At 34.3% G+C, this 19,427-nt stretch carries 19 protein-coding genes and 1 riboswitch; of the genes, 12 read left to right on the plus strand and 7 right to left on the minus strand.

Going from position 1 to position 19,427, the window contains the following annotated elements; translation table 11 throughout:
- The first annotated feature begins 45 nt into the window (after positions 1–45).
- Positions 46–1,107 carry a 3-phosphoserine/phosphohydroxythreonine transaminase gene (gene serC / locus I5168_RS10715; protein WP_431471758.1) on the plus strand — a complete coding sequence of 354 codons (1,062 nt, stop codon included), beginning with the start codon at positions 46–48 and terminating at the stop codon, positions 1,105–1,107.
- A 32-nt stretch (positions 1,108–1,139) separates the two neighbouring features.
- Positions 1,140–2,099, plus strand: coding sequence for a D-2-hydroxyacid dehydrogenase (locus tag I5168_RS10720; protein ID WP_042278669.1), 960 nt, complete (start codon positions 1,140–1,142; stop codon positions 2,097–2,099).
- Between the two features lie 83 nt (positions 2,100–2,182).
- On the opposite strand, the gene I5168_RS10725 is transcribed toward I5168_RS10720, so the two are convergent.
- Positions 2,183–2,329, minus strand: a complete 147-nt coding sequence (locus I5168_RS10725) for a hypothetical protein (protein WP_167341906.1) — start codon at positions 2,327–2,329, stop codon at positions 2,183–2,185.
- A gap of 88 nt (positions 2,330–2,417) precedes the next feature.
- Entirely contained in the window at positions 2,418–3,005 is a 588-nt protein-coding gene (locus I5168_RS10730) for an RNA polymerase sigma factor (RefSeq protein WP_042278668.1), read from the minus strand.
- Positions 3,006–3,214: 209 nt separating this feature from the next.
- Here I5168_RS10730 and uvrA point away from each other — a divergent pair, with 209 nt between their 5' ends.
- The 3 genes from uvrA to I5168_RS10745 all read left to right on the plus strand — a co-directional run bounded on the left by uvrA (position 3,215) and on the right by I5168_RS10745 (position 8,005).
- A complete protein-coding gene (uvrA, locus tag I5168_RS10735) occupies positions 3,215–6,019 on the plus strand; it encodes an excinuclease ABC subunit UvrA (protein WP_431471759.1) in 2,805 nt (934 codons plus the stop codon).
- A gap of 79 nt (positions 6,020–6,098) precedes the next feature.
- Positions 6,099–7,181, plus strand: coding sequence for a magnesium/cobalt transporter CorA (corA, locus tag I5168_RS10740; RefSeq protein ID WP_060522592.1), 1,083 nt, complete (start codon positions 6,099–6,101; stop codon positions 7,179–7,181).
- A 248-nt stretch (positions 7,182–7,429) separates the two neighbouring features.
- Complete coding sequence (locus tag I5168_RS10745; RefSeq protein ID WP_431471760.1) at positions 7,430–8,005, plus strand: hypothetical protein; 576 nt, start codon at positions 7,430–7,432, stop codon at positions 8,003–8,005.
- Between the two features lie 70 nt (positions 8,006–8,075).
- Here the strand turns inward: I5168_RS10745 and I5168_RS10750 are convergent, their stop codons facing one another.
- Both I5168_RS10750 and I5168_RS10755 read right to left on the minus strand, forming a co-directional pair.
- The gene (locus I5168_RS10750; RefSeq protein ID WP_105018879.1) at positions 8,076–9,137 is read right to left on the minus strand and encodes a YncE family protein; all 1,062 of its coding nucleotides are present in this window, start codon (positions 9,135–9,137) and stop codon (positions 8,076–8,078) included.
- Positions 9,138–9,139: 2 nt separating this feature from the next.
- On the minus strand, positions 9,140–10,990 hold the full coding sequence (locus tag I5168_RS10755; protein ID WP_431471761.1) for a TonB-dependent receptor plug domain-containing protein: 1,851 nt from the start codon (positions 10,988–10,990) through the stop codon (positions 9,140–9,142).
- Positions 10,991–11,078: 88 nt separating this feature from the next.
- Positions 11,079–11,279: riboswitch (cobalamin riboswitch) on the minus strand.
- A gap of 88 nt (positions 11,280–11,367) precedes the next feature.
- Between I5168_RS10755 and I5168_RS10760 the strand changes: the two genes are divergently transcribed.
- From I5168_RS10760 to I5168_RS10770, 3 genes are read left to right on the plus strand one after another with little or no spacing between them, the layout of a single operon-like run.
- Positions 11,368–12,522, plus strand: coding sequence for an ABC transporter substrate-binding protein (locus I5168_RS10760; protein WP_431471762.1), 1,155 nt, complete (start codon positions 11,368–11,370; stop codon positions 12,520–12,522).
- Positions 12,523–12,529: 7 nt separating this feature from the next.
- On the plus strand, positions 12,530–13,543 hold the full coding sequence (locus tag I5168_RS10765) for an iron chelate uptake ABC transporter family permease subunit (RefSeq protein ID WP_431471763.1): 1,014 nt from the start codon (positions 12,530–12,532) through the stop codon (positions 13,541–13,543).
- A complete protein-coding gene (locus I5168_RS10770; RefSeq protein ID WP_431471764.1) occupies positions 13,543–14,298 on the plus strand; it encodes an ABC transporter ATP-binding protein in 756 nt (251 codons plus the stop codon). Before I5168_RS10765 ends, I5168_RS10770 begins: the two co-directional genes overlap by 1 nt.
- Positions 14,299–14,335: 37 nt before the next feature.
- Here I5168_RS10770 and I5168_RS10775 read toward each other — a convergent pair whose 3' ends face one another.
- The 3 genes from I5168_RS10775 to msrB (I5168_RS10785) all read right to left on the minus strand — a co-directional run bounded on the left by I5168_RS10775 (position 14,336) and on the right by msrB (I5168_RS10785) (position 15,860).
- Positions 14,336–14,563 (minus strand): hypothetical protein, encoded by a 228-nt coding sequence (locus I5168_RS10775; protein WP_431471765.1) that lies wholly within the window; start codon positions 14,561–14,563, stop codon positions 14,336–14,338.
- Positions 14,564–14,936: 373 nt separating this feature from the next.
- Positions 14,937–15,320, minus strand: a complete 384-nt coding sequence (gene msrB, locus I5168_RS10780) for a peptide-methionine (R)-S-oxide reductase MsrB (RefSeq protein WP_042278659.1) — start codon at positions 15,318–15,320, stop codon at positions 14,937–14,939.
- Between the two features lie 6 nt (positions 15,321–15,326).
- Positions 15,327–15,860 carry a peptide-methionine (R)-S-oxide reductase MsrB gene (gene msrB, locus I5168_RS10785; protein ID WP_085774602.1) on the minus strand — a complete coding sequence of 178 codons (534 nt, stop codon included), beginning with the start codon at positions 15,858–15,860 and terminating at the stop codon, positions 15,327–15,329.
- 152 nt (positions 15,861–16,012) lie between these two features.
- Between msrB (I5168_RS10785) and purE the strand changes: the two genes are divergently transcribed.
- The 4 genes from purE to I5168_RS10805 all read left to right on the plus strand — a co-directional run bounded on the left by purE (position 16,013) and on the right by I5168_RS10805 (position 19,423).
- A complete protein-coding gene (purE, locus tag I5168_RS10790) occupies positions 16,013–16,504 on the plus strand; it encodes a 5-(carboxyamino)imidazole ribonucleotide mutase (protein ID WP_105018874.1) in 492 nt (163 codons plus the stop codon).
- Positions 16,497–16,736 (plus strand): hypothetical protein, encoded by a 240-nt coding sequence (locus I5168_RS10795; protein ID WP_167341896.1) that lies wholly within the window; start codon positions 16,497–16,499, stop codon positions 16,734–16,736. The genes purE and I5168_RS10795 overlap by 8 nt, the downstream gene beginning before the upstream one ends.
- Before the next feature lie 66 nt (positions 16,737–16,802).
- Positions 16,803–18,851 carry a M3 family metallopeptidase gene (locus I5168_RS10800; protein WP_431471766.1) on the plus strand — a complete coding sequence of 683 codons (2,049 nt, stop codon included), beginning with the start codon at positions 16,803–16,805 and terminating at the stop codon, positions 18,849–18,851.
- A gap of 8 nt (positions 18,852–18,859) precedes the next feature.
- The gene (locus I5168_RS10805) at positions 18,860–19,423 is read left to right on the plus strand and encodes a sigma-70 family RNA polymerase sigma factor (RefSeq protein WP_431471767.1); all 564 of its coding nucleotides are present in this window, start codon (positions 18,860–18,862) and stop codon (positions 19,421–19,423) included.
- Positions 19,424–19,427: the final 4 nt, after the last annotated feature.

Consider the following 19,427-nt stretch of genomic DNA (forward strand, 5'->3'; position numbering starts at 1 on the left):
ACGCTTTGTTTTGCATTTTTGTGTGGTACATTCAAAAACACCATTATGCTTAAACACAATTTTAGCGCAGGACCTTGTATTTTACCTCAAGAAGTTTTCAAAAAAGCAGCTGCAGCTGTTCTTAATTTTAACGATTTAAGTATTCTAGAAATTTCTCACCGTAGCAAGGATTTTGTTGAGGTGATGGAAAAGGCTCAAGATTTAGCACTAGAACACCTAGATCTTACCGATAAAGGTTATAAAGCACTCTTTTTAGGTGGTGGCGCAAGTATGCAGTTTTTAATGGTTGCCTATAACCTACTTGAAAGTAAAGCAGCTTATTTAAACACTGGTACATGGTCTACTAAGGCGATTAAGGAAGCAAAATTATTTGGTGAAGTGATTGAAGTTGCTTCTTCTAAGGATCAAAATTTCAATTATTTACCAAAAGGATACACAGTACCTAGTGATGTTGATTACTTTCATTTTCAAACTAACAATACCATTTTTGGAACTCAGTTAAAGGACGACCCAACTGTAAGTGTTCCTATGGTATGTGATATGAGTAGTGATATTTTTTCACGTAAGCGAGATTTTTCTAAATACGATCTTATTTATGCCGGTGCACAAAAAAATATGGGTCCAGCTGGTACTACTCTTATTGTGGTGAAAGAAGACATATTAGGAAAGGTGTCACGCAGCATTCCTTCCATGCTAGATTATCAAGTCCATATAAGTAAAGACTCTATGTTCAACACACCACCAGTGTTTCCTATCTATGTAAGTATGTTGACGATGGAATGGTTAAAAGATAATGGAGGAATTGAATGGATTGAAAAAATCAATAATGAAAAAGCAGCATTAGTTTATGATGAGATTGATCGCAATGAACTTTTTGAAGGGTTTGTAGCAAATAAAGAAGACAGATCGATGATGAATCTTACCTTTAACTTAGTGAATGAGGATCATAAAGACACCTTCAATAAAATGTGGCAAGAAGCAGGGATTAATGGATTGAATGGTCACAGATCTGTAGGTGGTTATAGAGCAAGTATGTATAACGCTCTTACTTTAGAGAGCGCTCAGACTCTTGTAGATGTAATGAAAGAATTAGAACGTAAAGCATAATTAGTCCCAATAATTGAACAAATAAATTAAGAATGAGCAAAAAAGTATTAGCTAACGACGGTATCTCTCAAAGCGGAATCAACGAATTAGAAAAAGCTGGCTATGAGGTGATCACAACAAATGTAGCTCAAGACCAATTAGTTAACTACATCAATAATAATGATGTAAGTGTTATATTGGTGCGTAGTGCGACTAAAGTACGTAAAGATATTATCGATAATTGTCCAAGCCTTAAAATTATAGGCCGTGGTGGCGTAGGAATGGATAATATAGATGTGGAGTATGCGCGTGATAAAGGACTTAAGGTGATTAATACACCAGCTGCAAGTAGCGCTAGTGTTGCCGAACTTGTTTTTGCACACTTATACGGTGGTGTACGTTTTCTATATGATGCAAATCGTAACATGCCATTAGAAGGTGATGAAAATTTCAAAGGGCTTAAAAAACAATATGCCAAAGGTGTAGAATTACGTGGAAAAACGATTGGAATAATCGGTTTAGGTCGCATAGGTCAAGAAGTTGCAAAAATTGCAGCAGGAATAGGGATGAATGTTGTAGGATATGATCATAATGCTACAACAAATCCAAAAGTAAGTTGGGACCTTTTTGATGGGCAATCTGTTACCGTAGAAATTCCGTTGTTAGAGAAAGAAGACGTTATTAAGAATGCAGACTTTATAACTCTTCACGTGCCAGCTCAATCGGAATATGTTTTAGGAACTAAAGAATTTCAAATGATGAAAAAAGGAGCGGCTGTGGTAAATGCTGCTCGTGGTGGCGTTTTAGATGAAGTAGCTCTTGTAGAAGCTTTAGAAAACGAGCACTTGTCTTTTGCGGCATTAGATGTTTTTGAAAAAGAACCTAAACCAGAAGTGCAATTACTCATGAATAGTAAACTGTCATTAAGTCCTCATATTGGTGCTGCTACTAATGAAGCTCAAGACCGAATAGGAGTTGAACTTGCTGATCAAATTAAAGCAATATTAGGATAATAATATATCTAATAACAAATAAAAACCCCATTCATAGTAGCTTTATGAATGGGGTTTTCTTCTAGAAATCAAAAATTTAAAGTTTAATTCTTTGATGCTTCAAATGTCATTTTGTTATACTTAGTAATGTGTAACGATTTTGAAAAATTGAGTAAAAACTTAATCGTTTCTTTGCTCGGTCCAGTAGGTTTCACTTGTTCTGGTAATGATTCATTGTAAAGTTTTGCCATGAGCGTTAATTTGTTTATTCTCTTTTTTAACGTCCATAGTTTCACAATATTATAATCAGTACCGTATTTTTTTCATTTTAACGTAACCTTAATTATCTGTTAGTATAATATTGTGCTGTTCAATTATTTTTCTTAAGTTGATAAGAGCATACCTCATTCTACCGAGAGCCGTATTAATGCTTACCTCAGTTTGTTCGGCGATTTCTTTGAAAGACATTTCCTTGTAGATTCGCATTTTAAGAACTTGTTTTTGATCTTCAGGTAGTTCTTCGACTAATCGCTTAACATCGGCATGTACTTGAGAGAGTATCATCTCAGTTTCTGTAGAATCAGCGCCATTACTGATTACATCAAATATGTCAAAATCATTTCTAGATTGAAATTTTGGCATACGCTTGTTTTTACGGAAATGGTCTATCACTAAATTGTGCGCTATACGCATTACCCATGGTAAAAACTTACCTTCTTCGTTATACTTTCCCTTTTTTAAAGTACGTATTACTTTAATGAAAGTATCTTGAAAAACATCTTCAGTAATGTCTTTATCCATTACTTTAGAAAAAATAAAACTGTAGATTTTTTGTTTATGTCGGTTTATTAGAACCTCTAGCGCGTATTCCTTACCTTCTATATACTGTCTAACCAAAACAGCATCCTGAACATTTTCCATTCTCATAGTACAACTACTTTAAAGAGAGTTATTTTGTTATAACTCGTATCGTTAATGTGATTTAAAGTAAAATTGTATCTATAGGCAGTTGTTCAATTGTATTCGGCTAATATATAAACTTTTATAAAACAAATGCAAAAATTTGGACCAACTTTTAACAAATTAATAGATGCATCACAATTTATATTAGTTTAAGTAGGGTGTATTTTTGTAATATGTCAAAGACTGAATTTTTTGAAGAAATAGATACTCTTAATCCAAAAGAGAATATTTTAATTAAAGGAGCACAACTTCACAACTTAAAAAATATTAATGTAGTCATACCACGTAATAAGCTGGTAGTCATTACCGGTTTATCAGGTAGTGGTAAATCTTCTCTTGCATTTGACACATTATATGCAGAAGGACAACGTAGGTATGTTGAAAGTTTATCCTCATACGCAAGACAATTTTTAGGACGTCTAAACAAGCCTAAAGTCGAATATATCAAGGGTATTGCTCCGGCAGTAGCTATTGAACAAAAAGTAAATTCAACAAATCCTAGAAGTACGGTAGGGACAACCACAGAAATCTACGATTATTTAAAATTACTATATGCTCGTGTAGGACGCACCTACTCTCCTATTTCTGGGAATGAGGTAAAAAAAGATACTGTAAGCGATGTAATCGATTACGTAAAAAAGCAAGAAAATGGTAGTAGAATGCTTCTCACAACACCATTGATTGTCAAAGGTAAACGCTCGGTCAAAGAGCAAATAGAAGTATTACAGCAACAAGGATATACTAGATTAAAAATAAATGATACCGTTTATCGAATAGACGATGAAGATCTTACTTATAAAGAAAAGGATTCTTTGAGAATTGTTGTAGATAGAATTGTTAAAAAGGATGATGAAGATTTTTATAACAGACTAGCCGATTCTGTTTCAACCGCCTTTTTCGAAGGAAAAGGAACAGCTTATATAGAACATGTAAAACAAGATAAGGAGCACATGTTTAGTAATGCTTTTGAATTAGATGGCATGGAGTTTCTAGAACCTAATGTACATTTATTCAGTTTTAATAATCCTTATGGAGCTTGTCCTAAATGTGAAGGCTATGGTGATGTAATAGGTATTGATGAGGATCTTGTTATTCCTAATACAGCACTATCTGTTTATGAAGGAGCAGTATTCCCTTGGAAAGGGGAAAGCATGTCCTATTATAAAAATCAATTAATTAAAAATGCATCAAAATTCAATTTTCCTATTCACCGTCCTTGGTTTGAGTTAACAGAAAAGCAAAAAAATATAGTTTGGGAAGGAAATAAGTACTTTGAAGGAATTAACGACTTCTTTAACGAGCTAGAAGCCAAAGCGTACAAAATTCAAAATCGTGTGATGCTATCACGCTATCGTGGAAAAACAAAATGCTCACAATGTCATGGTACGAGATTGCGTAAAGAGGCTAACTATGTAAAAATTGATGATAAAACGATTACAGATCTTGTCACGTTACCCATAAAGGAATTAATTCCATTTTTTGATCAATTACAACTTTCAGAACATGATGCTAAAATTGCCGAAAGACTCCTTATAGAAATAAATAGTCGTTTACAATTTTTGAGTGATGTAGGTCTAGATTATCTCACCTTGAATCGTAAATCAAATTCTTTATCTGGTGGAGAAAGCCAGCGCATTAATCTCGCTACGAGTTTAGGTAGTAGTTTAGTTGGTAGCATGTACATTCTAGATGAGCCCAGTATAGGATTGCACCCTAAAGACACCACTAGATTAATTAAAGTTCTCAAAAATCTAAGAGACTTAGGAAATACAGTGATCGTAGTAGAACATGATGAGGAAATCATGCAAGCAGCCGATGAAATTATCGATATAGGTCCAGAGGCAGGAACCTACGGTGGTGAAGTGGTAGCTACTGGAACACTAAAAGAAATTTTAAATCAAAACAGTCTAACGGCACAGTACCTAAATGAATCACTAGAGATTCCTGTACCTAGCAAGCGTAGGAACTTCAAGTACTACATAGATATAAAAGGTGCCAGACAAAACAATCTTAAAAACATTGATGTTAAGTTTCCGCTAGGAGTTCTTACTATGGTTACTGGTGTAAGCGGTAGTGGTAAATCTACATTAGTGAAACAAATATTATATCCAGCTATTCTCAAAAAATTAGGTGGTTATGGTAAAAAGGCAGGGCATTTCACAAGTATAGAAGGAAAATTTGAAAATGTAAAAACTGTAGAATTTGTTGATCAAAACCCAATAGGTCGTAGCTCTCGCTCTAATCCTGTTACTTACATAAAGGCTTACGATGATATTAGAAACTTGTTTGCAACCCAAAAGGTTTCAAAAATTCGCAATTATAAACCCAAACATTTTTCATTTAATGTAGAAGGTGGTCGCTGTGAAACTTGTAAAGGTGAAGGAGAAGTAACCATTGAAATGCAGTTCATGGCCGATGTCACCTTACAATGTGAAACATGCAATGGTAAACGGTTTAAAAAAGAAATTCTAGAAGTAGAATTTGAAGGTAAAAACATTCACGACATTCTTAATATGACAATAAGTGATGCCGTTGCGTTTTTCAAAACTAACAAGCAAGATAAAGTTGCAAAAAAATTACAACCACTGTTAGATGTAGGTTTAGGATATGTAACCCTAGGACAAAGTAGTTCTACCCTATCTGGTGGTGAGGCACAACGTATTAAACTTGCAAGCTTCCTCGTTAAAGGAACCACTGCAGATAAAACGTTATTCATCTTTGACGAACCTACTACCGGTCTTCATTTTCATGATATCAATAAATTATTGGACAGTTTTAATGCTCTTATTGACAAAGGACATTCTGTTATCGTAATTGAACATAATATGGATTTAGTAAAATGCGCCGATTATGTTATTGATCTAGGTCCCGATGGTGGTAAGCAAGGAGGAAATCTAGTAGCATTTGGTACTCCAGAAGAAGTTGCTCAGGTAAAAGAAAGTCATACCGCACCATATATTTCTCAAAAATTGAAGTAATTCTACTTGTTAGGTTGCTATAATTGCGCTTTCGCGAAAGCATAATAAATAGTAAATTTAATAGTATAATAAAATAGCTATGCCTAAAAAAATCATTAATAAACTAAGAATTAAAAGAAAGGCAGCGCCTAAAACTTCACAAACAGTATTCACACCACCTGGAACTATATCTTACGTAGGAGTTCATCGTGAAGGTGAAGTAATAACTGAAACTATAGCCTACGGTCCAGAGCATTATGAAAAGCATGATAAAATTGTGTATAGTTTACCCAATGATTATGTAAAATGGTACAATCTGGACGGAATTCACGATATAGAAAAACTTAAAAAAATAGGGAAACGATTTGATATTCACCCTTTATTACTAGAAGATGTAGCTAATACTACACAACGCCCTAAAACTGAGTTCTATCCCAATTACGTATTTCAATGTATTAAAATGATCTCTTACGATGAAAAAGATCATGATATTGAACAAGAACAAGTTAGTATAATCTTAAATGAACATGAAGTTGTAACCTTTCAAGAACAAACTGGTGATGTTTTTGGGAGTGTGCGCAGTAGGATAGAAAATAATCATGGAAGAATAAGAACATCAGACAGTGACTATCTATTCTATGCACTTATAGACAGCGTGCTGGACCATTATTTTATTGCTATAGAAAAAATAGGAGATTATCTAGACGTTCTAGAGGATGAAATATTCAATGACCCAGAAAAAGAATCTCTAAATAAAGTACAAAATAACAAACGTGTACTAATTAATTTACGACGTTCGGTTTATCCATTAAGAGAATCAATAAGCAGACTTTTAAAAGAAGAATCTAGGTTTTTACAACCACAGACAAAAGCTTATTTTCAAGATGCCTACGATCATTGCATACAAATTATTGAGACTATTGAATCCTACAGAGAAATAAATACAGGATTAAAAGATATGTATCTATCTAGCGTAAGTCATAAGATGAATCAAATCATGCAGGTATTGACTATAATAAGTAGCATATTTATTCCAATGACTTTTCTAGCAGGAATTTACGGGATGAATTTTGAGCATATTCCCGAGCTTACATGGGAACACGGATACATGTATTTTTGGATAATCTGTGCGGTAATGTTTGTAGGATTAATAGTATTTTTTAAATTCAAAAAATGGTTATAAATTTAACTCGATAAAATTTTAACATTTATCATTTTGTTTGAAGCAGATACTCGCTGTATTTTTGCACGCCTTTTTAGATGAAAGGTTGTGTTTGGCACAGCAGTTGCATATAAATAGGCGAAGGTTATTAAGAGTAATTTTCATAAAGTTTTTTGGTTGGTTAGTGAAAGTCCTGAGCAGTATTCTTCTGCTCGGGATTTTCTAATTTTAGACCATTCTATAATTAAGTCCTTATATTTATTAAAATCATGAAGAAATATATTCCAATTTTACTACTTGTTTTTACTCTAATATCTTGTAAAAATGAAACCAATAATGGAGAAACTGACGTTTTGACCACCTCAAAAGCTGAAAAAAATGTTAAAACGAACTCAGATTTATTACTATTTCCCGAAGATTATACAGGTATTTATAAAGGAAAATTGAATATTACCACAAGTAACGGGTTAAATTCAATTCCTATGGAATTACATCTTCTTGCTACTCAAGATTCATTGAAATATGATTATAAAATATTTTATGGAGAAGAAAGATCAGAAAGACCTTACTCCTTATTAAAAACGAATAATCCTAATTTATTTGAGCTTGATGAAAATAATGGAATAATATTACCAACAGCTTATAGTGAGAACACCTTATTCAGTACCTATGAAGTGGCTGGTAATTTATTGACATCAACATTAATTTTTAATGAAGAGTACATTGAGTTTCTTATAAGCTTTAGTCCATTAGAGAGTAAAGAGCTGGCAGGCGAAGCCGAAGGTTTTGAGGTAAGCGCCTACCCTATTACAGTCATGCAGAAGGCTAGACTTTTCAAGGAATAATATATAATATCAATTAAAAAAGGCTTTTCTTAATCGAAAAGCCTTTTTTAATACTGAAACTATTTTGACATTAATCATTAAAGAAAAATCCATTGGGTGCAACACCGGTTGAAATGGTTGTCATTAGGTTACCATTTAAATCATATTCAAATGCCTGACCATTGGAAACAAAGTCTCCTGCATCAGCAATGTAAATAATACCATCTTTCACGGTAAATCCATACATGGCACCAAATGGAGAACTTGAATTGTACTCTAAAACTGGTGTAGTTGATATTTGAGGATTATTTGTGGTGTAACCGTAAACCGCTGTGCCGTTTGTAAAATAGGTTGTTGCTCCATCGATAGAAATGTGCTTAGGCGTTGTTAAAGATGCTGGTAAACTTACTGTATTCACGATAGCATTAGTACCTATATTTATTTCAATTACACTGCCTGTTGCACCACCATTATTGGCAAGAACGTATAGAGAATTAGCATTTAAAACTGCAGTATCTGGCGAGTTACCAGCTCCTAGGTCAATAGAACCTATAATTGACTCAGAATCAGGATTGATAACTGTTATTGCATTACCACTTCCAAATGATCCATTCAAAACATAAACATTGTTATTTGCAGCATAAATTCTATTGACAACGTCTCCAACTACTATAGTTGAGGTGCTATAATCATTAAGGTCAATAACTGTAACAAAATCATCAGCAGTTGACATAAAATCGCCTGAATTTGTAACAAAAGCTTTATTACCTACTACCACACCATATCTAGGATTTTCAAAATCCGTGTCTACAGTATTTATTAAGGATAAAGAGAATCTGTCTAAAACTGTAACACTACTAGACTGACCTGAAATAACGAACGCTCTATCATCGCTAAAAAACATATCTTGATTGAATCCACCAAAAGGTAGTTCAGTAGGGTTTGCAGTTTCAAATGCATTTGTATCTACGGTACCATTATCATCTACATAAGTAAAAGGGCTTAATGGTCCACCACCTTCATGCAGTATAAAATAACCACCATCATATTCTCCTCTAGGTGCTGTACCGTTTACATCATCGTCTTCACTACAAGATGTGAATAAAATAGCAATAGCCATTAAGTAAAGAGGAAATTTTAAAATTCTGTTCATGTTTAGAAATTTAGATTTAAATAAAAGTTATAATTAATTCCAGGCATAAACCTGTTATTAACCGATTGATAATTAACATTAAAAAGATTGAGAACTCGTAAACCTATAGTCCAGTTCTTCTTAGGTAAAAACTCCATACCAAGATTTGATACCAAATAAGAATCCAGTACAGCTTCAGGATTATTATCTGACTGAAAGAATACTTCGCCAACGTACATGGTTTGAACATAGGTGTTTATTTCATGTAGTTTATTGGCACTTGGTTTGAAATTTATGTGAATTGAATTAGTGGCTTTATGATAGGGCACATAAATTAATTGTTTGTCAGTAAGTCGGTTGGTTGAGTTAGTGTAAGCGTAATTACCGTTTAATTTAAAATTAATGTTATTCCATCTTGTTATGTAGTTAGCCTGAAATTCTAGACCATAGGAAACTACCTGATCTGTATTAATAGGTCTCCATATAGCGCTAGAATTGGGTACCCATCTTATCATATCACTAATATCATAGTAGAATCCAGTGATTTTAAAATTACTGTTCTCAAAATCAAAAGAATGACCCATTTCTAATTGATAAGATTGTTCAGGATTTAATTCACTATTCCCAGCTCCTATCCAATACAAATCATTAAACGTAGGTATTCTATAATTGCGTGATCCATTTATATTTATTGTATAAAAATCAAATAACCTATAACTTATTCCTACATTGAATAATAAAGGGCTATCATAATCCTTTGTAATTTCTAAACGACTACCTATTTCATAATACCATTTATTGAACTTTTGATTTAAAAGAAAACTAAATGAACCTATAGTTCTATCTCTATTTTCAAGATTGCTACCAGTTCCTGAGGTATGATTCAAGTCAGCTACAAATCGTGCTTGCGTATTAGTATTAATTTTTAGGTTGAACTGATAATTTCCTATCCATGATTGAGAATTACCCGAGCTGTAGGAATCTCGATCAACATTTCCATAAAACCTGTAGCGTTCAGTTAAATAAGCTGCTCTTAAGACTGAGGTAACAGCCTTCTTTTTAAATTCCCATTCAAGAAGGTTTCTTGTGTTGTAATCTTCATACTTAGATGGAATTTCACTAGGATTGATTAATGAAAAGTTCCTAGAACCATCAAAGTAATAATTGTAATACTTAAAGGTGTGATAGTTATTGAGCTTATAACCCAATTGAGAATTTACGGAAAAGTTGTCGAACTGCCCATTCAAATTAGTTCGTTCCTGACCTCTAAAATCATAAGTGTAATCATTGTCTGAACTTTGACGTGAAATAGCTATACCAGCATAAAGCTTGGAATTAGCATAAGAAGTTTTATAACCAAAATCCTGTGTATTAAAACTTCCTATATTACCAAAAAGCTCGTTTGAAAACTGATTTTTAAATTCAATTTTATCATTAAAGTGAATGGTTCCTCCTATTGCTCCGCTTCCATAAATTACGCTTCCGCCACCATACCTAACCGTAATTTCTTCAAAGTTTCTTGTATTTAAAGTATTAAAATCAGTTTGACCATTAAGCTGTGAGTTAATATTTATTCCGTTCCATATTACTGCTGTTTGCTGCGCTGTTGTTCCTCTAAAAGAAGGAGACGAAACGCCGCCAAGACTATTTTCTTTGAAAAAAATGGTTGAATTAAACCTTAATAAATCAGTTAATAGAGCAGACTGTCTCTTGCTTATACTATCTGTAAGAGTGGTTGTTGTTTGGGTTTTGGAAAAAGGCACTAGTAGCCTGTCTGCATTTAATACAATCGTATCAAGTTCCGCAGGCTGTTGTTGACCGTAGATTGTCCAGGTAAAACAAATGAATAGTAGTATTCTCAGTGCTTTATGCATTACTTTTAGTTTTCAGGTAAAAGCACAGAGATCACAAATGCCCATAAGCATTTGATGAGATACCTGCCACCTTTATCCCGAAGGTTAACATTATTTGGTATTAGAGGCAGGTCTCCTGACTTCAACATGTTTCTGCCTTCCCAGATAAACCAGTGGCTATGATCGAAACATCTCTTGCGAGTAATGTTGTTTACAGTTGCGGGAACAGTTCTAGAATTACACTAGATTCCCTTTTAATTCATTAGTATATGGTTATTACGTTTTCGCGACCGTAGCTTGCCATAAAGGCAAATGCGAGGAAAGCATAATAATCATTAGTTAATGAAACCTTCAATACACGGCAAAAGTAATCTAATAAAGTTATTTTTACGCTCACAATGATGAAACAGTTTTTATACATAGGGTTTATAGCGATTTTACTAGGTAGTTGTAAGCAAAATAGAGATCAAACATTGGTTGAAACTCCAGAAACCAAAAGTGATATATCGTTTGATTATGCAACCGGACTTACAGTTCAAAATACAGAAACAGGAATTTACGTTACTGTAAAAAAACCTTGGCCAGATGCAACAAAGGATTACACATACAAACTTGTTCCCGCTTCTAACCAGAAAAGAGAATTAATTCCTGAACCTGATGCTGGCACTATCATACAAGTACCTGTAAAACGTATAATTGCAACATCTACTACTCATTTACCACCCTTAGACCTGTTAGGCGTGGAAAAAAGTTTAGTGGGATTTCCTGAAACTGATTACATAAGTAATAGTACAATAAGAAATTTAATAGAATCAGGAAATATACAAGATGTTGGAATCAACGAAAGACTAGATGTGGAAAGTGTCATACTCACACAACCAGATGTGGTCATAGGGTATGGTGTTGAAGGAGAAAATCCAACATACAACAACATTCAAAAAGCTGGTATTCCAGTATTATTTAGTGGTGCTTGGGTTGAGAAGCATCCATTAGGAAGAGCCGAGTGGATTAAGCTTTACGGACTGCTATTTGGTAAACAAAAACAAGCTGACTCCATATTTAATAAAATTAAGAATGATTATTTACAAGCAAAAGAGTTGGTAGTTGACCTGCCAAAACCTACTGTAATTGCAGGTGCAACCTGGAAAGATGTGTGGTATTTACCCTATGGTGATTCTTGGCAAGGATTAATTCTAGCTGATGCCGGCTGTAATTACATTTATGAAGACACATCTGGCAAAGGATCACTAGCCTATAATATTGAACAAGTACTTAAAGATGCTCAAAAGGCAGATTATTGGATCGCTCCTGGAAGTTATACGACTTATTCAAACATGCTCGCAGATAATCAAGCCTATGGACAGTTTAAGGCCTTTCAGCAAAAAAAACTATATACCTTTGCATTGAAGAGAGGATCTACAGGCGGATTTATTTATTATGAAGAAGCTAGTATGCGACCAGATTTAGTTCTTAAGGACATTATTTATCTCACGCACGACCGTGACTTGCTTAAAGACTATCAGCCTTATTTTTTTAGTACACTTTTACCATAGGTTCTAAATGAAAGTTAACACGCTTATCATATCATTATTTATAGGAATAGTATTTCTATTTGTACTTGATATTTGTTTGGGCACTGTTTTCATCAAACCCCATCAGGTATGGGACTCCTTTTTTAGTGAAAAGGCACTTCAAGACCAACCTACCATTACCTACATAGTTACTAACATACGAGCACCACGAGCTGTTATGGCAATAATTGCCGGTGCATTCCTTGCAATATCAGGTATATTAATGCAAACTTTATTCAGGAATCCATTAGCAGGACCTTTTGTTTTAGGTATCTCAAGTGGTGCAGGATTAGGTGTTGCTTTTACGGTACTAGGCGCTAGTTGGCTGGGTTTTCAAGCAGCAAGTCAAAGTAGTTTAGTTGTATCAAGTATCTTAGGTAGCGTGGTTGTTTTAATATTGATACTTCTTATTTCATTTAGATTAAGAGACACCATGGGCCTACTCATAATTGGACTTATGGTGGGTAGCTTAAGTAGCGCTATAGTAGGAATCTTAAGTTATTTCAGCGCCAGTACAGAATTACAGAGGTATGTTTTTTGGTCTTTAGGTAGTTTGAGTAACGTATCATGGTTTTCAATACTTATACTAGCAAGTATACTACTTATAGGTATAGTGGTAATCACATACCTCATTAAACCACTTAATGCACTATTACTAGGTGAACAATATGCCCTAAGTTTAGGAATTAATATCAAATTGACTAAGTGGATCATTATCATACTCACAAGTGTTTTAGCTGGATCCATTACAGCCTATGCCGGACCCATCGCCTTCATAGGGCTTGCTGTTCCGCATCTTACTAGGATGATGTTACCCAGTGTTAATCATAAATCCTTATTTCCTACAGCTGTTTTATTAGGAGCTGCCCTACTTCTATTTTGTGATATAATAGCTCAATTGCCTTTTAGTAGTAAATCCTTACCCATAAATGCCGTCACATCACTTATCGGTGCTCCTGTTGTAATTTGGTTAATTGTAAGAAAACGTAAACTTCACTTTTAATGTTAGTAGCACAGGATTTACATATAGGATACGGTTCTTGTGAAGTTGCTCGCACGGTTGGTGATTTCGCTTTCGCGAAAGCGAATCTAACAGCAATCATAGGTGGTAACGGGATGGGGAAATCAACGTTTTTACGAGCTCTGGCGTATGGTAACCACAAGATTTCAGGGAATGTAATTCTAGACAATAAATTAAGACAAAATTACAGCGATGTTGAATGGTCTAGAAAAGTAGCTGTTGTGCTTACACAAAGAGAATTTAGTCACCATCTTACAGTAAAAGAACTTCTGGAGCTTAGTAGAATACCCTACAGTAATTTTATGGCCAGAATAAGTGAAGGAGATAATGAAATTATACAAAAAATTAGTACTGATTTTCAAATTTCAACTTTATTGGATCGTAGATTACACAGTTTAAGTGACGGGCAATTACAGCGAGTTCTAATTGCTAGAGCACTAGTGCAGGATACTGATTTTATTCTGATGGATGAGCCTACTAGTCATCTAGATCTTAACTTTAAAATTGATCTGTTGCACCAACTTAAAGAAGTTTGTCTTAGTAATAAAAAAGGTATAATTTTTTGTACTCATGAATTAGAAATGGCACTTCATCTAGCAAATGAACTGGTAACTATTCATAAGGGTTCGATTGTCAAACATACAAGACAAGAATTGCTATCGAGTAATTTATTAAATGAGATGTTTCCCTCAAGCAAACTCTATTTTGATGAAAATGGAGTTTCCTATAAGTGGTAATGATAACCTTCTGAATTTTTAATTCGATTTATGAGCCTTAAATTTTTGATTTAAGTTTATGCTTAGCTAAAATGTATAAGGACATTATAAGCGTACATAGTAATAGATCAATAATTAAGAAATCCAGTGACCAAGAATGATGAAGGCTAGCCTGACCATCTAAAAATTCATGATAATAGGTAAAAGGCAAACCTATATCTATTTCAAACGAACTTTCATTACTCCATGGTGTTGAAATATTATCAATAATGGAAATAAAAGACAAAGTACAGAAAAGTGTTATTGATAAAAAAAGCGAAATGAAAAATTTATAGAATAGCTTTATCACTAATTCATCCAGTTAAAATACTTTACTATATAGACAACAAGTAATGCGCCTCCTATACCAAAAGATATTGCGCCTTGCCAATAATATAACTTTGAGGTGGTTTGCTTGAAATAAGTTTCTCCATACATTTTTATAAAATGCTTATGAGTTGTAAGCCAAAACAAATACATACAAGCAACAAATACAAAAATAGCCAGCAGCAGTAAGGATGTCATAAAAAGTGAATTGAGTCTAAGTAAATATACTTAAAACTCGGTAGCTGTCATAAAATGCCGATACTTATTATGAGCAACACTTGTAATTTAACAGGTTATTGATTTGATTTAAAATCAATTGAAATACTGTTTACACAATGTCTAATACCACTAGCTGTAGGACCATCATTAAATACATGACCCAAATGCCCACCGCAATTAGAGCAAAGGATTTCCGTACGTATCATCCCATGTGATTTATCTAATTTACGTTCAATTGCACCAGGAATTTCTCCATCAAAAGAAGGCCAACCACAACCAGAATCAAATTTTGTCTCTGACTTAAATAATGGATTGTTGCAAGCTGCGCATACATACATTCCTTTTTCAAAATGCGTATTATATTCACCACTAAAGGGCCTTTCAGTACCTTTTTCTCGTAGAATATAATACTGCTCTGGTGTAAGCTCTTCCTTCCACTCTGCTTCGGTCTTTTTCATAAATAATTATTTACGTAGTTCTGGTAAAGATTCACCTTCAGGAATAAAATTCAATGCTACACCATTTATACAATGTCTTTTTCCCGTCGTTCTTCTAGGGCCGTCATTAAACTCATGACCTAGATGACTGCCGCAAGTTGCACATTTTAACTCGGTTCTTGCATACCCAATTTTATAATCGGTATCCCTTTCAACCTGACCATCAATAGCCCTATCATAACTAGGCCATCCTGTACCAGAATCAAATTTGTGCTCATTATTATAAACAGGTGCGTAACATGCTGCGCAAATTAAGGTTCCTGGTTTATATTGTTTATTCAAAGGACTGGTAAAAGGTCTTTCGGTACCAGCCTCGCGTAACACGTTGTACTCTTGTGGTGATAGGATTTGTTTCCATTCTTCATTAGTCTTAGAAACTTTATAGGTTGTTTCTTGCTCGGTTGTGGAAGCAGTAGTGTCATTCATTGCCACTTTTGCTTCTTCATTTTTACAGGACAAAAAACCTAGTACGGTAACTAAAATAACTATTCTCTTAATCATTACTATTTATTTATGATTCAAAATTATACCAATAACATGCCAGAATATGTTGCAAGACTGTTAAGTATTATGTCGAAAGTATCACAATATCATTGCAAAAATGTCTAGCAGTTGTCTCTCTCTTTTTATAGGGTGTTTTGTACCTTTATAGCATGAATAAAAAAGTAGCTATTATCATGGGATCTACAAGTGATTTACCTGTGATGCAAGACGCCATAGATGTTCTTAAAGAACTTAATATTGAAATTGAAGTAGATGTTGTGAGCGCTCACCGCACGCCTGAAAAAATGTTTGAATTTGGAACCACTGCACACGAGAATGGCATAGCAGTAATAATTGCTGGCGCTGGTGGGGCTGCTCATTTACCGGGCATGGTAGCCAGTCTGTCTCCTTTACCAGTTATTGGTGTTCCTGTCAAGTCAAGTAATTCTATTGATGGATGGGATAGTGTTTTATCTATTTTACAAATGCCAGGTGGTGTTCCTGTAGCTACAGTAGCATTGAATGGCGCAAAAAATGCTGGAATTCTTGCGGCTCAAATAATAGGTGCTACACAAGACGATGTAAGGGACCGAATAATAACCTATAAAGAAGGTCTTAAAGAGAAAGTTCATCGTGCTGCTAGTGAGATGAAATATGACTAAAACTTATAAAGTAATTTCCATTTTAATCATCTCTCTAACCCTTATTTGGTTAGTCTATGCTGGATTTCAACCCAAATGGATTAAATGGCAATTAATGACCGCTGGTGGAATTCATTTCATCATGTCATTTATAATAAATCGACAGTATCACAACTGGGAATACAACTATTTGGGGATCATTCATGGAACTCTAATGGTAGTTTTAATGGGTTGGGGATATTTTTTTGTTTAACTATATTAATCAAAAGTTTAACAATATTATAGTCCATTTTGGACTATTGATAAGTAATTTTACAATATGAAAACAAGTGATAATCCGTTATTACAAAAATTTAATACACCATTCAATACAGCTCCTTTTTCAATTATCACAGAGGATTTGTATGAGGACGCTTTCGCGAAAGCGATAAAAATAGCACAAGAAGAAATTACTCTTATTACGAGTAATAAAGATGAGCCTTCATTTGAAAATACGATTGAAGCCCTGGATAAGGCAGGCGAAAAATTAGGCAGAATATCAAGCATTTTCTTTAATCTTAATAGTGCCGAAACCAACGATGAAATTCAAAGAATCGCTCGTGAGGTAAGTCCACAGTTAAGTAAATTTAGCAATGATGTCACCTTAAATTTAGACCTATTTGAACGTGTAAAGCATGTGTATAATAAACGTGATCAGCTTAATTTAAATCCAGAACAACTTACTCTTCTTGATAAAAAGTATAAACGATTTTCACGTAATGGTGCCTTGCTTGATGATAAACAGAAAGAACGATTACGAGAAATTGATACACAGCTAGCACAGTTAAGTCTACAATTTGGTGAAAATGTGCTGGCAGCAACAAATGCATTTGAAATGCATATTACAGATGAATCAAAATTATCTGGCCTACCAGAAAGCGCTCTAGAAGCTGCCAAAGAAACAGCTAACAGTCGTGATAAAGAAGGTTATATTTTCACACTAGACTATCCTAGTTATATTCCATTAATGACCTATGCAAACGATAGGGATTTACGCAAAGAAATGTCACTTGCTTTTGGGTCTAGAGCTTACAAAGATGATCATGATAATCAAGAAAATGTACTGCAAATTGCGCAACTAAGGTTTGAAAGAGCACAATTATTAGGATACGATAGTCATGCTCATTTCATTTTAGAGCTACGTATGGCTGGATCGCCAGAGCAGGTTAACGACTTTTTGAATGAATTACTTGAAAAAGCACAACCTGCCGCTCAAAGTGAGTTTGATGAATTACAGAGGTTTGCCCAAAATCATAAGGATTTCCCGATTGATCAATTGCAAAAATGGGATAGCGCTTACTACAGTGAAAAGTTAAAGCAACAACGATTTGAACTTGATGATGAGTTGCTTAAACCCTATTTTAAATTAGAAAATGTAATAAACGGTGCTTTTGAAATTGCCAACAAATTGTTCGGACTGACTTTCAAGAAAAATACAGAAATTGACAGCTATCATAAAGATGTAATGATTTATGAAGTTTATAATGAAGACAAATCATTGAACTCCATATTCTATGCAGACTTTTTTCCAAGAAAAGGTAAGCGTAATGGAGCGTGGATGACTAGTTTTAAAAGTCAATGGAAAGAAAATGGACATGATAGCAGACCACATGTTTCAATTGTGTGCAATTTCACAAAACCTACTAGTACAAAACCATCTTTACTTACTTTTAATGAGGTAACAACCTTATTTCATGAGTTTGGTCATGCCCTACACGGTATGCTTGCAAACACTACATACCGTAGCCTTTCAGGAACATCGGTGCATTGGGATTTTGTAGAATTACCTAGTCAAGTTCTTGAAAACTGGTGTTATGAAAAAGAAGCACTTGAACTATTTGCAAGGCACTATGAAACTAACGAGGTAATACCACAAGAGTATATTGAAAAAATCAAAGCTGCAGCTACCTTTTTAGAAGGTATGCAAACCATGCGACAACTCAGTTTTGGATTATTAGATATGAGCTGGCACGGTATTGATCCATCACATATACAAGATGTTAAGGATCATGAGCGCACCATTTTTGAGAAAACAGATTTATATCCAAATGTACCTAGCAGTTGCATGAGCACAGCATTCAGCCACATTTTTCAAGGAGGATATAGTGCTGGATATTACAGTTACAAATGGGCTGAGGTCTTGGATGCCGATGCTTTTGAATTTTTCAAACAAAAGGGAATTTTCAATAGAGAGGTTGCAGATCTTTTTAAAGACAATGTGCTTTCCATGGGAGGAACAGAAGACCCTATGGAATTATATGTTCGCTTTCGCGGAAGCAAACCAAAAACAGACGCTCTTTTAAAACGAGCAGGACTTATAAAAACATAAAAAACTAAATGCCAGAAGTAGAATTAGATCCAAAAAAGTGGGTAGATCGTTATAGCGACTATTTATTTAATTACACCATAACAAGAGTTAATGATGCTGTTATGGCACAAGATCTAGTTGCCGAAACTTTTCTGGCTGGTCTTAAAAGTGCGCACAGATTCAAGGGTAAATCCACTGAGCGCACTTGGCTTGTATCAATTCTTAAACGTAAAATCATTGATTATTATCGCAAAATCAATTCTAATAAAGGGAAAGCCGAGGTTAGAATGAGTTATTTAGATAACAATGATGAAACAGGAGATTGGCTAGAAGAACGAGTAAAAGATTTACGCAATCCCACCGTAGAGGATGATATAGAACAAAAAGAATTAGGTGAAGCGTTACAAGAATGTATTGCAGCTTTGCCTGAAAGATATGCCATTATCTTTGAGCAAAAAACCATCGATCGCATGGATACAGAAACCATTTGTAAGGAGCATGATATCACGGCGTCCAATCTATGGGTGATAATTCATAGAGCCAGAGTCCAATTAATGGAATGTTTGAATAAAAAATGGTACAAGATCGATTAAACTA

It is taken from the genome of Nonlabens sp. SCSIO 43208 (assembly GCF_050703575.1).
GTDB lineage: Bacteria > Bacteroidota > Bacteroidia > Flavobacteriales > Flavobacteriaceae > Nonlabens > Nonlabens tegetincola.

Coding starts and splice junctions, on each gene's coding strand:
- serC (WP_431471758.1), top strand. CDS start 46: ATGCTTAAACACAATTTTAGCGCAGGACCTTGTATTTTACCTCAAGAA.
- msrB (WP_042278659.1), bottom strand. CDS start 15,320: ATGAAAAAGACCGAAGCAGAGTGGAAGGAAGAGCTTACACCAGAGCAG.
- I5168_RS10730 (WP_042278668.1), bottom strand. CDS start 3,005: ATGAGAATGGAAAATGTTCAGGATGCTGTTTTGGTTAGACAGTATATA.
- I5168_RS10805 (WP_431471767.1), top strand. CDS start 18,860: ATGCCAGAAGTAGAATTAGATCCAAAAAAGTGGGTAGATCGTTATAGC.
- uvrA (WP_431471759.1), top strand. CDS start 3,215: ATGTCAAAGACTGAATTTTTTGAAGAAATAGATACTCTTAATCCAAAA.
- I5168_RS10755 (WP_431471761.1), bottom strand. CDS start 10,990: ATGCATAAAGCACTGAGAATACTACTATTCATTTGTTTTACCTGGACA.
- corA (WP_060522592.1), top strand. CDS start 6,099: ATGCCTAAAAAAATCATTAATAAACTAAGAATTAAAAGAAAGGCAGCG.
- I5168_RS10745 (WP_431471760.1), top strand. CDS start 7,430: ATGAAGAAATATATTCCAATTTTACTACTTGTTTTTACTCTAATATCT.
- I5168_RS10760 (WP_431471762.1), top strand. CDS start 11,368: ATGATGAAACAGTTTTTATACATAGGGTTTATAGCGATTTTACTAGGT.
- I5168_RS10720 (WP_042278669.1), top strand. CDS start 1,140: ATGAGCAAAAAAGTATTAGCTAACGACGGTATCTCTCAAAGCGGAATC.
- I5168_RS10725 (WP_167341906.1), bottom strand. CDS start 2,329: ATGGCAAAACTTTACAATGAATCATTACCAGAACAAGTGAAACCTACT.
- msrB (WP_085774602.1), bottom strand. CDS start 15,860: ATGATTAAGAGAATAGTTATTTTAGTTACCGTACTAGGTTTTTTGTCC.
- I5168_RS10770 (WP_431471764.1), top strand. CDS start 13,543: ATGTTAGTAGCACAGGATTTACATATAGGATACGGTTCTTGTGAAGTT.
- I5168_RS10765 (WP_431471763.1), top strand. CDS start 12,530: ATGAAAGTTAACACGCTTATCATATCATTATTTATAGGAATAGTATTT.
- I5168_RS10795 (WP_167341896.1), top strand. CDS start 16,497: ATGACTAAAACTTATAAAGTAATTTCCATTTTAATCATCTCTCTAACC.
- I5168_RS10800 (WP_431471766.1), top strand. CDS start 16,803: ATGAAAACAAGTGATAATCCGTTATTACAAAAATTTAATACACCATTC.
- purE (WP_105018874.1), top strand. CDS start 16,013: ATGAATAAAAAAGTAGCTATTATCATGGGATCTACAAGTGATTTACCT.
- I5168_RS10750 (WP_105018879.1), bottom strand. CDS start 9,137: ATGAACAGAATTTTAAAATTTCCTCTTTACTTAATGGCTATTGCTATT.